11 protein-coding genes are annotated in these 14,520 nt (G+C 66.9%); 2 read left to right on the top strand and 9 right to left on the bottom strand.

Annotated features, from left to right (window positions below):
• Positions 1-1,652, bottom strand: a 1,652-nt coding sequence (locus QZ670_RS01215) for a cbb3-type cytochrome c oxidase subunit I (protein ID WP_294250866.1), incomplete at its 3' end; no start/stop codon positions are given.
• An 8-nt stretch (positions 1,653-1,660) separates the two neighbouring features.
• On the bottom strand, positions 1,661-2,794 hold the full coding sequence (cyoA, locus tag QZ670_RS01210) for a ubiquinol oxidase subunit II (protein WP_294250864.1): 1,134 nt from the start codon (positions 2,792-2,794) through the stop codon (positions 1,661-1,663).
• A gap of 129 nt (positions 2,795-2,923) precedes the next feature.
• Between cyoA and QZ670_RS01205 the strand changes: the two genes are divergently transcribed.
• Together QZ670_RS01205 and mazG are read left to right on the top strand one after the other, a co-directional pair.
• Positions 2,924-4,255: an MFS transporter gene (locus QZ670_RS01205; RefSeq protein WP_294250861.1), complete on the top strand. Its 1,332-nt coding sequence runs from the start codon at positions 2,924-2,926 to the stop codon at positions 4,253-4,255.
• Positions 4,256-4,332: 77 nt separating this feature from the next.
• The gene (gene mazG / locus QZ670_RS01200) at positions 4,333-5,085 is read left to right on the top strand and encodes a nucleoside triphosphate pyrophosphohydrolase (protein WP_294250858.1); all 753 of its coding nucleotides are present in this window, start codon (positions 4,333-4,335) and stop codon (positions 5,083-5,085) included.
• 166 nt (positions 5,086-5,251) lie between these two features.
• Here mazG and hflX read toward each other — a convergent pair whose 3' ends face one another.
• The 7 genes from hflX to dusB all read right to left on the bottom strand — a co-directional run bounded on the left by hflX (position 5,252) and on the right by dusB (position 14,425).
• Entirely contained in the window at positions 5,252-6,544 is a 1,293-nt protein-coding gene (hflX, locus tag QZ670_RS01195) for a GTPase HflX (protein WP_294250856.1), read from the bottom strand.
• A 7-nt stretch (positions 6,545-6,551) separates the two neighbouring features.
• Positions 6,552-7,115 (bottom strand): RNA chaperone Hfq, encoded by a 564-nt coding sequence (gene hfq / locus QZ670_RS01190; protein ID WP_294250853.1) that lies wholly within the window; start codon positions 7,113-7,115, stop codon positions 6,552-6,554.
• A 52-nt stretch (positions 7,116-7,167) separates the two neighbouring features.
• A complete protein-coding gene (locus tag QZ670_RS01185; RefSeq protein ID WP_294250850.1) occupies positions 7,168-8,547 on the bottom strand; it encodes a sigma-54 dependent transcriptional regulator in 1,380 nt (459 codons plus the stop codon).
• Positions 8,544-10,811 (bottom strand): ATP-binding protein, encoded by a 2,268-nt coding sequence (locus QZ670_RS01180; protein ID WP_294250846.1) that lies wholly within the window; start codon positions 10,809-10,811, stop codon positions 8,544-8,546. Before QZ670_RS01180 ends, QZ670_RS01185 begins: the two co-directional genes overlap by 4 nt.
• Positions 10,812-10,905: 94 nt before the next feature.
• Entirely contained in the window at positions 10,906-12,345 is a 1,440-nt protein-coding gene (ntrC, locus tag QZ670_RS01175) for a nitrogen regulation protein NR(I) (RefSeq protein WP_294250843.1), read from the bottom strand.
• Entirely contained in the window at positions 12,342-13,451 is a 1,110-nt protein-coding gene (locus tag QZ670_RS01170) for an ATP-binding protein (RefSeq protein ID WP_294250841.1), read from the bottom strand. Before QZ670_RS01170 ends, ntrC begins: the two co-directional genes overlap by 4 nt.
• Positions 13,427-14,425 carry a tRNA dihydrouridine synthase DusB gene (gene dusB, locus QZ670_RS01165; protein ID WP_294250837.1) on the bottom strand — a complete coding sequence of 333 codons (999 nt, stop codon included), beginning with the start codon at positions 14,423-14,425 and terminating at the stop codon, positions 13,427-13,429. The genes QZ670_RS01170 and dusB overlap by 25 nt, the downstream gene beginning before the upstream one ends.
• Positions 14,426-14,520: the final 95 nt, after the last annotated feature.

Raw genomic sequence — 14,520 nt, 5'->3', positions numbered from 1 at the left:
GTGGTGATCCATTCCAGCGTACGCCCGTCCCAGGGGTCGCCGCTTTCGTCGATCCGGTCTTTCCGCGTCTTGATCGAGACGTAGAGCATCATGACCTGGCACGCGATGCCGGCGGCGATCAGCAGCGCGCCGACACCTGCGACCAGCAGCCACGGATGCCAGCCGGGCACGTCATAATGCTGCATCCGCCGCGTCATGCCCATCAGGCCGAGCACATAGAGCGGCATGAAGGCGACATAGAAGCCGCTGATCCACAGCCAGAAAGCGCGCTTGCCCCAGGTCTCGTCCAGCGTGAAGCCGAACATCTTGGGAAACCAGAAGGTGAAACCCGCAAAGGCCCCGAACAGCACGCCGCCGATGATGACGTTATGGAAATGCGCGACCAGGAACAGCGAGTTGTGCAGCACGAAGTCGGCCGGGGGCACCGCCAGCATCACGCCGGTCATGCCGCCGATCACGAAGGTCAGCATGAACGCGACCGTCCACATCATCGGCAGTTCGAAGCGGATGCGGCCCTTGTACATGGTGAACAGCCAGTTGAAGATCTTGGCACCCGTCGGGATCGAGATGATCATCGTGGTGATGCCGAAGAAGCTGTTCACGCTCGCGCCCGAGCCCATCGTGAAGAAGTGATGGAGCCAGACGAGGTACGACAGGATGGTGATGACCAGCACGGCGTAGACCATCGAGGTGTAGCCGAACAGGCGCTTGCCCGAGAAGGTCGAGGTGACTTCCGAGAAGATGCCGAAGGCCGGCAGGATCAGGATGTAGACCTCCGGGTGACCCCAGATCCAGATCATGTTCACGTACATCATCGGGTTGCCGCCCGCGGTGTTCGTGAAGAAGTGGGTGCCGACATAACGGTCGAGGCTGAGCATCGCGAGCACCGCGGTCAGCACCGGGAAGGCGGCGACGATCAGGATGTTGGTGGCAAGCGCGGTCCAGGTGAAGATCGGCATCTTCATCAGGCCCATGCCCGGCGCGCGCATCTTGACGATGGTGGCGACCAGGTTGACGCCCGAGAGCAGCGTACCGACGCCCGCGATCTGCAGCGCCCAGACATAATAGTCCACGCCCACGTCCGGCGAATAGTCGAGGCCCGACAGCGGCGCCATCGCCAGCCAGCCGGTCCGCGCGAACTCGCCGATGAACAGGCTGGCCATCACCAGCGCCGCACCTGCCGCCGTCATCCAGAAGCTGAAATTGTTCAGGAACGGGAAGCTGACGTCGCGCGCGCCGATCTGCAGCGGCACCACGAAGTTCATCAGGCCGGTGACGAAGGGCATCGCCACGAAGAAGATCATGATCACGCCGTGGGCGGTGAACACCTGATCATAATGGTGCGCGTTGAGATAGCCCTCGTTGGCGCCGAACGCCATCGCCTGCTGGCCGCGCATCATGATCGCGTCGGCAAAGCCGCGCAGCAGCATCACCAGGCCCAGCACCATGTACATGATGCCGATGCGCTTGTGGTCGACGGTGGTAAACCACTCCTTCCAGAGATAGCCCCACAGGCGGAAATAGGTCAGCGCGCCGAGGAGCGCGATGCCGCCGAGCGCGACGCCGAAGAAGGTGGCGACGACGATCGGCTCGTGGATCGGCAGACTCTCGATCGAGAGCCGGCCGAAGATCATCTTCAAAGTGTCAGACATGGCAGTGCTCAAGCCTCGCCCGCCGCCGCGCGACCGGGATAGGCCGGCGCGTCCATGCGGGTCATGTTACGGTTCGAATCCGCGCCGGGTTCGGAGTGGCCGGCGGGAGCGCCGTGCGGATGGGTCAGGTGCGGACTGGTCTTCATCTCGTCCGGCGACTTCATCAGCGCGCCATCGGCGCCTTCGCCCGGCCGGTTGTTTACCGCAGGCGCGACTTCCTGGGCACCCGCACCATGGTGCATCATGCCGTGGCCGCAGGCGGTGCCGGGCTTCACGCACATCTGGACGATGCGATCGAACAGGCCGCCCTCGACCGTGCCGAAGTGCATCGCCGGCACCTTCTCGCTCGGCTTTTCGAGCGTGAGATACTGGGCGGTGTCGAGCGCGCTCGCGGAAGCCTTGGTCTTGGCGACCCACTGGTCGAAGCCCGCGGCATCCACCGACTGGGTCGGGAAGTGCATGTAGGAGAATCCGGCGCCGCTATAGTTGGCGCTCTGGCCCTCGAAGGTGCCGACGCGGTTCATCACCGCGTGGAGTTTCGTTTCCATGCCCGGCATCGTGTAGATCATGCCCGCCAGCGCCGGCACGTAGAAGGTGTTCATCACGCTCGACGAGGTCAGGCGGAACCGCACCTGGCGATCGGCCGGCAGAACCAGCTCGTTGACCGTGGCGACGCCCTGTTCGGGATAGATGAACAGCCACTTCCAGTCGAGCGACACGACCTGGATCTCCAGCGGCTTCTGGTCCGCCGGGATCGGCTTGCCCGGCGCGATGCGGTCCAGCGGCCGATACGGGTCCAGCTGGTGCGTGGTGAGCCAGGTCAGCGCGCCGAGCGCGATGATGATCAGCAGCGGGGCCGACCAGATCACCAGCTCGATCCGGGTCGAGTGATCCCAGTCCGGAGCATATTCCGACTCGGTGTTGCTCGCGCGATACTTGATCGCGAAAACCACCGTCAGGATCATCACCGGCACGATGATGAGCAGCATCAAAAATACCGACCAGAGGATCAGGTCGGCCTGCTGCCGTGCAACATCGCCGGACGGATTCATCACGACAAGGTCGCACCCGCCGAGGATCAGCGGGGCAGCAAGGGTAGCGATCAGGGCCGTCGGCCTGAGGGCACGACGAAACGGGGTCATGGATCGAAACATAGCGGCCGCGAGTTAGGAGGGGTTGTGCGGGTGCGAAATAGGACAATTTGTCCCATGGCTGCAACCCGCGAGTTTCCCTAGGTGCTTTCCCCAAAGCTTTGCGGTAGACATATCCCTATGGCCAATGCTCAGCTTGGTTCGACGCAGATCGAACATGACGCCCGCCTGATCAACACCTCGCACGGTGAGGATCACCTCCGCCCCGGCGATATCGCCATCGGGGTGATCATCGGACGAACATCCGAGTTCTTCGACTTCTTCGTCTACGCGATCGCGTCGGTGCTGGTCTTCCCGGCACTGGTGTTTCCCTACATGGATCGCGTGACCGGCACGCTCTGGTCCTTCGCCCTCTTCCCGCTTGCTTTCATCGCCCGTCCTATCGGCACCCAGATTTTCATGCGCATTGACCGCCGTCATGGACGCGGTGCGAAGCTCACCCTTGCGCTGTTTCTGCTCGGCACGGCGACCGTGACCATGGCGTTCCTGCCCGGCTACGAGCAGGTCGGCATCTGGTCCGCAATCCTGCTGGCGGCGCTCCGCGTGCTGCAGGGCCTCGCCCTTGGCGGCGCCTGGGACGGCCTCGCCTCGCTGCTGGCGCTGAATGCCCCGCCCTCGCGCCGTGGCTGGTACGCGATGGTGCCGCAGCTTGGCGCCCCGCTTGGTCTAATGGTAGCTAGCGGGCTGTTCGCCTATTTCGTCAGCGCGCTCGACTCGGCCGACTTCATGAGTTGGGGCTGGCGCTACCCGTTCTTCGTCGCCTTCGCGCTCAACGTGGTGGCGCTGTTCGCCCGTCTGCGGATGGTCGTGGCGCCCGAATATGTGAAGCTGTTCGAGAGCCGCGAACTGACGCCGTCACGCGTCACCGCGACGATCAAGGCGCAGTGGCGCAACATCATCATCGGCGCCTTCGCACCGCTGGCGAGCTTCGCGCTGTTCCACATGGTCACCGTGTTCCCGCTGTCGTGGATCGCGCTGTACACCAATGAGGACCTCACCCGCTTCCTGCTGATCGAGGTCGGTGCGGCAGCCTGCGGCGTCGTGGCGATCGTGATCTCGGGCATCCTTGCGGACCGGATCGGCCGCCGCTCACTGCTCGGCTATACCGCTGCCGCGATCGCCGCCTATTCTGGCTTCGCGCCGCAGCTGCTCGAAAAGGGCAATGCCGGCGAGACCGTGTTCATGGTGCTCGGCTTCATCCTGCTCGGCCTGGCGTTCGGCCAGTCCTCGGGTGCGGTCGCCAGCAACTTCCCGAAGCGGGCCCGCTACACCGGCGCGGCGCTTACCTCGGACCTCGCCTGGCTTTTCGGTGCCGGCTTCGCGCCGCTCGGCGCGCTGCTGCTGGCCGCCAACTGGGGCGTGATCGCCTCGGGCCTGTACCTGCTCTCGGGCGCTGCCGGCACGCTGATCGCGCTCTACTTCAACAAGGAGCTGGGGCGCCGTCTCGACTGACCCCGGCGCGGCTTGCCTAAGCCGCACGCGACCTTCAAAGGCCTCCTGTCCGCACCCGCGTTCAGGAGGCCTTTTGTATGACGTCCCCCACCGGCATCGACCGCCTGGTCGCCATCATGGAGCGGTTGCGCGATCCCGAGCGTGGCTGCGAATGGGATGTTGCGCAGACCTTCGAGACCATCGCGCCCTATACGATCGAGGAAGCCTATGAAGTCGCCGACGCGATCGAACGCGGCGACATCGCCGAGCTGAAGGACGAGTTGGGCGACCTTCTGCTTCAGGTGGTGTTCCACAGCCGGATTGCCGAAGAGGCGGGGCAGTTCGCGCTGGCCGACGTGGTCACTTCGATCAGCGACAAGATGGAGCGCCGCCACCCGCACATCTTCGGCGACGTGCCGGAGGGCGGGCACCATCTCTGGGAAGTCATCAAGGCCGAGGAGCGCGGCGCCAAGGGGGCGTCGAGCGCGCTCGACGGCGTGGCGATCGGCCTGCCAGCGCTGCTCCGCGCCGAGAAGCTCCAGAAGCGCGCGGCGCGTACCGGGTTCGACTGGCCCGATGCCACGGGCGCGCGGGCGAAGATCCTGGAGGAACTGGAAGAGGTCGAGACCGCCGAGAACGACGCGCACCGTGCCGAGGAGGTGGGCGACCTGCTCTTCGCCGTGGTGAATTATGCCCGCAAGCTGGGCGTGGAGCCCGAGGCTGCGCTGCGCGCGGCCAACGGCAAGTTCGAGCGGCGCTTCAAGGCGATGGAAGAGCGCGCGGGCGAGGCGTTCGTGGGGCTGGATCTGGAGGGTAAGGAAGCGCTCTGGCAGGCAGTGAAACGCGGCTGAGGGCGCTGAGCCCTCACCCCGTCTCCACATGGTCATCCCGGCAAAAGCCGGGATCCATTCGCCTCTCGCTTGCAGCAAGAGCCGCAACGTAGCGCCGATGGATTCCGGCTTTCGCCGGAATGACGGAGTTAGGGTGGAAACAAAGTCGAGAGCGCTTGCGCTCCGGTTATCCCCGCGTGAAGAACCGCTCGTAGTCGCGCGGCGCCATGCGGACTTCGTACACCGCCTGCTCGTCCTCGATATGCTGCTCGATCACGTCGCCATGCTGGTGCAGCCACGCGGCGGCCGCGCCATCGGCGGGATCGAGCCGCAGCGTGTAGCGACGATGCCCCTCGGTCAGTCGTCCGGCAACCGCCTCGACGAGCGCATCGACGCCCTCCCCGGTCAGTGCCGAGATCACCCGTACCTCGTCGGTGCGGCGCGCAGCCATCGCCAGCGCCTCCTCGCGCTGCTCGTCGTCGAGCAGGTCGAGCTTGTTCCACGCCTCGAAGCGCGGCGTCTGCTCGGACACGCCGATTTCCTGGAGCACCTTCTCCACGTCGACGCGCTGCGCCTCCGTGTCGGGATGCGCGATGTCGCGGACATGGATCAGCAGGTCGGCCGATACCACCTCTTCCAGCGTCGCCTTGAACGCGGCGACCAGCTGGGTCGGCAGTTCGGAGACGAAACCCACCGTGTCCGACAGGATCGCCTTGTCGATCCCCGGCAGCGCGATCTGGCGCAGCGTCGGGTCGAGCGTGGCGAAAAGCAGATTCTCCGCCATCACGCCGGCGCCGGTCAGCCGGTTGAACAGCGTCGACTTGCCGGCATTGGTATAGCCGACCAGCGCCACCACCGGCCAGGGCGCGCGCTGGCGCCGGTCGCGGTGGAGCGTGCGGGTGCGGCTAACCTGGTCGAGCTCGCGCCGCAGCCGCGCCATGCGATCGCGGATCAAGCGGCGGTCGGCTTCGATCTGGGTCTCACCGGGGCCGCCGAGGAAGCCGAAGCCGCCCCGCTGGCGCTCAAGGTGGGTCCAGCTGCGGACCAGCCGGCCCGCCTGATAATCGAGGTGCGCGAGTTCGACCTGCAACCGACCTTCCGCCGTGCGCGCCCGCTCACCGAAGATCTCGAGGATCAGCCCGGTACGATCGATCACTTTGCAGCCGAGCGCGGTCTCCAGGTTGCGCTGCTGCACCGGCGTCAGCGACGCATCGAAGACCGCAAGCTGGAGCTCGCCGTCGCGGACCGTCTCGGCCAGGGCTTCCACCTGGCCGGAGCCGATCAGCGTGCCGGGCTTGGGCTGACGTAGTCGGACGGCGATCCGCTCGACCACATCGACGCCGATCGCCGCGGCGAGGCCGGCCGTTTCCTCCAGCCGCGCCTCGGCGTCGCGCGAGCTTCCGCCCATGTCCGGATAGACGACGAGCGCGCGTGCGCCCCGCGCGAATTCGTCGGGGTCGCGCTCGAAACCAGTGCTCATGCGAGGATCAATCCTCGTCGCCGCCGTTGGTTTCCTCGGCGAGGTTCAGCGGGTGCGCGGGCTGCACGGTGGAAACCGCATGCTTGTAGACCAGCTGGGCCATGCCCTCGCGCTGGAGCAGCATGCAGAACAGGTCGAACGCCGCGATCTGGCCCTGCAGCATCACGCCGTTCACCAGGAACATGGTGACGTTTTCCTGCTGCTTGCGGACCGCGTTCAGGAAGATTTCCTGCAGCACCGGGTTCTTGTGCTGATATTCGCCAGCCGCTGTGAGCAGCGCGGCAAGGTCCATCGGGCCCGAGGGCATGATGGTGGAAATGGCATGCTTGTAGATCAGCTGCGACTGGCCGTCGCGGCGGAGCAGCACCGAAAAATTATCGAACCAGGTGACGATGCCCTGAAGCTTGACGCCCTTGACGAGGAACATCGTCACCGGCGTCTTCGACCGGCGCAGTGAGTTGAGGAACAGGTCCTGAAGCGAAGTCTGCTTCTCTGCCATATGGTGGCTCCATTTATTCTTGGCGGGATTTGTCCCGCGGTGCGCCGTTCCCGGCGTCAGGGTCGGCGCCACCCCGGCGCCGGGATCCAATCTAGGGCGTCGCGAGGCTTCCGTCCATAGCGGCTCAGTCTTCCCGCGCGTCGGTGATGCCCAGCAGCTTGAGCTTGCGGTGCAGCGCCGAGCGCTCCATCCCGATGAAGCTGGCGGTACGCGAGATGTTGCCCGAGAAACGGCGGATCTGCACCCGCAGATATTCGCGCTCGAAGCTCTCGCGCGCTTCCTTGAGCGGCGCGCCCATAATCGCGTTGGAGGCCATACCGCTGCCGCCGTCATTCTGGCGACCGAGCACCTCCGGCGGGAGCAGATCGACGTCGATCCGGCCGATCCGGTCGCCGGGGGCCAGGATCACGGTGCGCTCGACGACGTTGCGCAGCTGGCGGACATTGCCCGGCCAGTCATAGCTCTGCAGCGCCACCATCGCGTCGGCGGCGATCTCGGGCGTCGGCACGCGGCGCTCGGAGGCGTAATGCGCCACATAATGCTCGACCAGCGCGGGGATGTCCTCGCGGCGGTCGGTCAGCGCCGGGATCGGCACCGGCACCACGTTGAGGCGGTAGTAGAGGTCCTCGCGGAAGCGGCCGGCGGCGATCTCCGCCATCAGGTCGCGGGCGGTGGCGGAGACGACACGGACGTCCACCTTCACCACACGCGTGCCGCCGACGCGGCTGAAGCTCTGGTCGGTCAGCACCCGCAGGATCCGCGCCTGGGTGGCGACTGGCATGTCGGCGATCTCGTCGAGGAACAGCGTGCCGCCATGCGCCTGTTCGAGCAGGCCGGGGCGAACAAGGTCGCCGCTCTCCTCGACGCCGAACAGTTCCTCGTCGACACGATCGGGCGTCATCCGCGCGGCGCTGACGATCACGAAGGGCGCGTCCGCGCGCTGGCTCCAGCCATGGAGCAGCCGCGCGGCGACTTCCTTGCCGACACCCGCGCCGCCGGTGATCAGCACCCGGCTGCCGGTGGAGGCCACCCGCTTAAGAGTTGCGCGCACCGTGTTGATCGCGGTCGAAGTGCCCTGCAGGTCGGTCCCCCGCCCCGTCACCGCGCGCAGCGAGGCGACTTCGCGCCGTAGCCGCTCGGTCTCGGTCGCACGCGCCACCATCAACAGCAGCCGCTCGGCCTCGAACGGCTTCTCAATGAAGTCGGAAGCGCCGCGGCGGATCGCCGCCACCGCGGTGTCCAGATTGCCATGGCCCGAAATCACCAGCACCGGGATCGAGGGATCGCGCCGCTTGATCTCGTCGAGCAGCTCCAGCCCGTCGAGCCGCGAGCCCTGCAGCCACACGTCCAGCAGCACCAGGCTCGGCCGCCGCTCGGCAATCGCCTCCAGCGCCGAGTCGCTGTCGGCGGCATTGCGGGTGGCGTACCCCTCGTCCTCCAGCACGCCGGCTACCAGTTCGCGGATGTCGCGCTCGTCGTCGACGACGAGAATGTCCAGGCTCATGTTCTGCTTCCGATCCGGGTGAGCATGGCCGGGCGCGCGTCCTTCGCGTCGTCCGGCGTCTCCGTGAGTGCGACGCTAGCCAGCATCGCGGTATCGAAGCACAGCGTCACGAGCGTGCCGCCGCCGGGGCGGTCGGCAAAGCCGATCGTGCCGCAATGTTCTTCGACGATCTTCTTGACGATGGCGAGGCCCAGCCCGGTGCCCCGGCTGCGCGTCGTCATATAGGGTTCAACGATCCGGTCGCGCTCCACCGGCAGACCCACGCCGTTGTCGGCGAGGGTGAGGATCAGCTTGCTGTCCGCTTCGGACTGAATGGTAAGGTGGATCTCGCCCTGCGGCAGGTCCGCCCCCTCCCCGGCCGCCTCGTTGCGCGCCTCAATCGCCTCGACCGCGTTCTTGACGACATTGGTCAGCGCCTGGCCGATCTGGCGGCGGTCGCATACCAGCGAGGGCGCGGGATCGGGCGCGTCGAGCGTGAAGCGCAGCGCGGGATGCGCGACTTCGTGAAGGAACATCGCCTGGCGGGCGATGTCGAGCAGCGACTCGCGGCGGAACATCGGCTTGGGCATCCGCGCGAAAGACGAAAATTCGTCGACCATCCGCCGCAGGTCGCCGACCTGGCGGACGATCGTCTCGGTCAGCCGCGCGAACACGCCGTCGCTCTGGTCGACCTGCTTGCCATAGCGACGCTGGAGCCGTTCGGCGGCGAGTTGGATCGGGGTCAGCGGGTTCTTGATCTCGTGTGCGATGCGGCGCGCGACGTCCGCCCAGGCGGCGCGGCGCTGGTCGTTGAGCTGCTGGGTGATGTCGTCGAAGGTGAGCACCTGACCACCCTCGTCGGTGGTGACCTTCACCGCCAGCGTCCGCGCCTCGCCACCGCTGGCGATCTGGACGATCCCCTCGCGCTCGCCGCTCGCCAGCATCGTCTCAAGCTCGGGGGCAAGCGCCTCCAGTGGCTGGCCGACCGGTTGCTCGGCGGCGTTGCGCAGCAGCGCGATCGCCGAGGCGTTGATGAGCCGCACCCGGTGGTCGCCGCCGATCGCGATCACGCCCGCCGACACGCCCGACATCACCGCTTCGATCAGCGCGCGGCGGCTGTCGAGCTGGGCGTTGGCGGTGACCAGCGCGTTGGTCTGGTCCTGCAGCCGCTCGGTCATGCTGTTGAAGGCGATGCCGAGCGTGGCGATCTCGTCGATCCGCTCCGGCGTCGGCACCCGCGCGCTGAGGTCGCCGTCCGCCACCTGCCCCGCCGCCTGGACGAGCTGGTCGACCGGGCGCACCAGCCGGTCTGCCACCGCCAGCGCGATCCAGGTGGCGATGCTCACGATCAGGAGCGCGACGCCGAACAGCACCGCGTTGAACTGCAGCTGGAGCGAGCGCGATCGGGCGATCAGCGCCGAATATTCGTGCCCGATTCGATCCGAGGCAAGGTTCTGGCGGTTGAGAAAATCGACGTTGTTCGGCGTGGCGACGTAGAGGAACAGGTTCGCCGAGCGGTCGACCGGCGTCACCACCCACACCACCTCGGAATCGTAATTGATGTAGCTGTCTTCGTTGCGCAGCACATTGAGTACCTTGCCCGAGACACGACGCTTGAAGGTCGGGCCCGACGGCGCCTCATAGGCGTAGAGCGCCTCGACCCGCTTGCCGTCGATCACGCGGAACAGCACCGACTGGAAGAACTGGCGGAAATAGGTCTGGCGGAGGAACCAGTCCTCGAAGACGGCCGACCGCTCGGGCACCTTGGGCGAGGTTTCGAGCATGTCGCTTACCATCTGCCGCGCCTCGCCCTTCCACCGCTGGATCACCAGCGCCTTGCCCTCGTTGGCAAGCGCCTGGGTCGAGGTCAGTGCCGCACGCGCCCGCTCCGAACCCCAGAGCTGGATGCCTGACTGGAACATGATCGAGGCGGCGATTACCGCGAGCACGATCGGCACGCTGGCCATCAGCGAGAACACCGCGACCAGCCGCACGTGCAGACGCCCGCCCCCCGCCAGCGCCGAGCGGGCGGTCCGCTTGAGTGCGATCCGCCGGCCGATCAGCACAATCAGCGCGACATAGGGGAGCAGATTGACGAGCAGCAGCGCCGCGGCGACGCCCGGGCTGAACAGCTGCTGGTTGGAATGCTGGCGAACGAACCAGTAGGTGATGACGGGAGTAGCGACGGCCAGCGCGACCACCAGCATCTCGACCAGCCGAAACGCCCGTCCGGGGCGCGACCAATCCTCAGGGCTATCGAGACTCGTTGGAGCTACGGCGACCATTGCCCCCTGTGTACACAGGGATTGTGGCCAAAAGAACACATAATATTGCGGATTTGTCACCCACAAGCATCGGCCTGCCGCAGATTGCGTGTCTTCAGCTTGTCGGATCGTCCCCGCGCGTCGCAATCCCCAGCGTATCCAGACGCTTGCGCAGCGTGTTCCGATTGATCCCCAGCGCCCGCGCGGCGCGCAACTGGTTCTGCTGGTGGCGCGCGAGCATCATCTCAATCAGCGGGCGCTCCACTTCGCTGATGATCCGGTCGTAGAGCGTGCCGTCGTCGAGCGCGTGCGGCTCCTCCAGCGCGATCCGTTCCAGCCGGGCGCGGATCGCCGCCTCGATCCCGGCATCGCGGGCGACGGGCAGCACGCCGCCGCCATCGCCCAGCGCGCGGCGCAGTGCGGCGGCGTCGATCCATTCGTCGCGCGACAGTGCGGCGATGCGGCGCATCAGATTCTCGAGCTCGCGGACATTGCCCGGCCAGTCGAGCGTTTCGAGCAGCGCGACTGCGTCCTTGTCGAGCTGCTTGCGCGGCAGCCCGTCCTCGGCGGCGCGGTCGAGGAAATGGCGGGCGAGCAGCGGGATGTCCTGGCGCCGCTCGCGCAGGGCCGGCAGGCTGATCGGCACGACGTTGAGTCGGTAGAACAGGTCCTCGCGGAACTGGCCGAGCTGGACCAGCTGGGCGAGATCCTTGTTGGTCGCCGCGACGATGCGGACATCCGCACGGATCGTCCGCGCGCCGCCGACGGTGGTGAACTCGCCCGACTGGAGCACGCGGAGCAGCCGCGTCTGCGCGTCCATCGGCATGTCGCCGATTTCGTCGAGGAACAGCGTGCCGCCGGCCGCCTGCTCGAACTTGCCGGCCACCCGCGCCTGGGCGCCGGTGAAGGCGCCGCGTTCATGCCCGAACAGCTCGGCCTCGATCAGCTCGCGCGGGATCGCGGCCATGTTGAGCGCAACGAAGGGCGCACGGCGGCGGGGGCCCAGATCATGGATCGCCTTGGCAACCAGCTCCTTGCCCGTCCCGGACTCGCCGCTGATCAGCACGGTGAGATCGTTGGAGACGACGCGGGCGATCACCCGGTACACTTCCTGCATCGCCGGGGAGCGGCCAATCAGCGAGGGGCCGCCGGTCTGTTCCGCATCGGATTGATCGGCGGGGCGTCGGCGGCCGCGCGCCATCGCGCTCTGCACCGCGTGGGTGAGCGCATCGAGGTCGAAGGGCTTTGGGAGATAGTCGAAGGCCCCGACTTCGGTGGCGCGCACCGCCGTCGCCAGCGTGTTCTGGGCGGAAAATACGATCACCGGCAGCGCCGGATGCTCGGCCATCAGCCCGGAGACGACGTCGAGCCCGTTTCCGTCGGGCAGCACCACATCGGTCACCAGCACGTCGGGCACGCCGGTGGTGAGCGCACGACGCAGCTCGGCGACGCTCGCGGCGGTGGCGACCCGGTGCCCCTCGCGCTTGAGCGCGGCGGCGACGACGGTGCGGATCGCGGCGTCGTCATCGACGACCAGAACCGAGCCCGGCGTCATGCCGTGGCTCGCGGCAACAGAATGCGGAACACCGTAACCTCCGGTTCGCGTTCGCGGGCATATTGGACGATCCCGCCCATGTCCCGCACCAGTTTCTCGACGAGCGGCAGCCCCAGCCCCTTGCCCTCCGGCTTGCCCGAAACGAACGGCTCGAACAGATGCTCGGCGATGTCGGCGGGGGCGCCGGGGCCATTGTCCATCACGCAGATCTCGATCGGCAGCGGCCGGCGCGGCTGGCCGGGACCGGCATTGACCGACATGCCGTGGCGGAAGGCGGTCGACAGGATGATCCGCGGCTGGGCGAGGCCCTTGAGCGCCTCGGCCGCGTTCTTGAGCAGGTTGATCAGCACCTGCAGGAAGGCGTCGCGGTCGACCAGCACGGGTGGCAAAGAGGGATCAAACCACTCCTCGATCACGATGCCGCGCGCGAAGCCGGCCAGTGCGACGCGACGGCCATGGTCGAGCAGCGGGTAGATGTTGGTCGGGGAGAGATCAAGCGGGCGGGTGTCGGTGAAATCCTGCATCCGGTCGATCAGCGCGGCGATGCGATCGACTTCGGTGGTGATGAGGCGGGTGAGCTCGCCATTGGTCTCCGGGTCGCCGCCACTCTGGAGCAGCTGCGCCGCGCCGCGGATGCCGGAGAGCGGGTTCTTGATCTCGTGCCCCAGCATCGCCGCCGCGCCGATCGCCGCCCGCGCGCCGGCGGTGCGATCGAGCCCGTGGTTCATCTTGCGGGCCTGGGGGGCATGATGAAGCGTCACGATCCGCCAGCCGGGGTGATCGGGCACCTGGCTCTCGAGAAAGTCGACCCGCAGCCGCGATCCGCGAACGGCTTCGATCTCCGCGTCAAACGCCGCGAAGCCGCGCCCGTCGCGGCGATCGGCATAATCCTCGGGCGGCAGCAGCACCGCGTCATAGGGCTGTCCGACCATGCTGGTCTCGCTATGGTTGAGCAGCACCTCGCAGGCCGGGTTGGCGTGCGCGATGCGCCCGTCGGGATCGAGCACGAGCACCGCCACCGGCAGCGCGCCGAACAGCTCGGCGAAGCTCGGTCCCTCGACGGTCTGGGGGCGAAACCGCCTCAGGCCGCCGCGCGGGAAAGCCACGGCTCGTAGAACTCCGCCAGCATGTCGAGCACCTTCACCGGATCGACGACCTGGTTCACCTTGTTGCGGAACTCGGCCGAGCCGTGCAGCCCCTTGGTGTACCAGCCGAGATGCTTGCGCATCATGTTGACGCCGACCTCGTTGCCGTAATGGCCGAGCGTCTCGACATAATGCTCGGTGATGACGCGATATTGTTCTTCGATCGAGGGCTCGGGCTTGTCGCCCTTGCCCGTGAGCGCGTCCATCACCTGGCGGAGGATCCAAGGCTTGCCATAGGCGCCGCGGCCGATCATCACGCCGTCCGCGCCCGACTGGGCCAGCGCCTCGCGGGCGTCGGCCACCGAGCAGATGTCGCCATTGACGATCACCGGGATCGACACGGCATCCTTCACCCGGCGCACGAAGCTCCAGTCGGCGCTGCCGCGGTACATCTGGTTGCGGGTGCGGCCATGGACCGTCACCAGCTTGGCACCGAGGTCCTGCGCGATCTTGGCGAGTTCGGGGGCGTTGAGGCTGTCCATATCCCAGCCCATCCGCATCTTGACCGTCACCGGCGCCTTCACGGCGTCGACGCAGGCGCGGATGATCGCGCCGGCATGGTCGAGGTCGCGCATCAGCGCCGAACCGGCATCGCCGTTGGTTACCTTGCGGACCGGGCAGCCCATGTTGATGTCGATGATCGACGCACCGCGATCCTCGTTGAGCTTGGCCGCCTCGGCCATCTCGTGCGGGGTGCAACCGACGAGCTGCATCGAGACGGGCTCCTCGATCGGGTCCCAGGCGGCCTTCTGCACCGATTGCCGCGTCTCGCGGATCGCAGCGGCGCTGGCGATCATCTCGGTGACGTTGAGGCCCGAGCCGAAGCGCCGCACCGCCCGCCGGAACGGCAGGTCGGTAACGCCGGTCATCGGCGCAAGCAGCACCGGGGCTTCGACCGTCACGGGGCCGATCTGAATGGGGGCGAGTTCGCGCATCAATTCTGCCTGAAAATCAGGCAGCGCATGTAGCGATCCGGGGCCGGAAGGGCAAGGTCGCAGAAATCCGCGTTGCCGTGACATAGCATTGCCCA

It is taken from the genome of uncultured Sphingomonas sp. (genome assembly GCF_913774285.1).
Lineage (GTDB): Bacteria > Pseudomonadota > Alphaproteobacteria > Sphingomonadales > Sphingomonadaceae > Sphingomonas.
The sequence above is the reverse complement of the archived record's forward strand: the minus strand, read 5'-3'. Positions and strand labels throughout refer to the sequence as shown.

Coding starts and splice junctions, on each gene's coding strand:
- dusB (WP_294250837.1), bottom strand. CDS start 14,425: ATGCGCGAACTCGCCCCCATTCAGATCGGCCCCGTGACGGTCGAAGCC.
- ntrC (WP_294250843.1), bottom strand. CDS start 12,345: ATGACGCCGGGCTCGGTTCTGGTCGTCGATGACGACGCCGCGATCCGC.
- cyoA (WP_294250864.1), bottom strand. CDS start 2,794: ATGACCCCGTTTCGTCGTGCCCTCAGGCCGACGGCCCTGATCGCTACC.
- hflX (WP_294250856.1), bottom strand. CDS start 6,544: ATGAGCACTGGTTTCGAGCGCGACCCCGACGAATTCGCGCGGGGCGCA.
- QZ670_RS01185 (WP_294250850.1), bottom strand. CDS start 8,547: ATGAGCCTGGACATTCTCGTCGTCGACGACGAGCGCGACATCCGCGAA.
- QZ670_RS01180 (WP_294250846.1), bottom strand. CDS start 10,811: ATGGTCGCCGTAGCTCCAACGAGTCTCGATAGCCCTGAGGATTGGTCG.
- QZ670_RS01205 (WP_294250861.1), top strand. CDS start 2,924: ATGGCCAATGCTCAGCTTGGTTCGACGCAGATCGAACATGACGCCCGC.
- mazG (WP_294250858.1), top strand. CDS start 4,333: ATGACGTCCCCCACCGGCATCGACCGCCTGGTCGCCATCATGGAGCGG.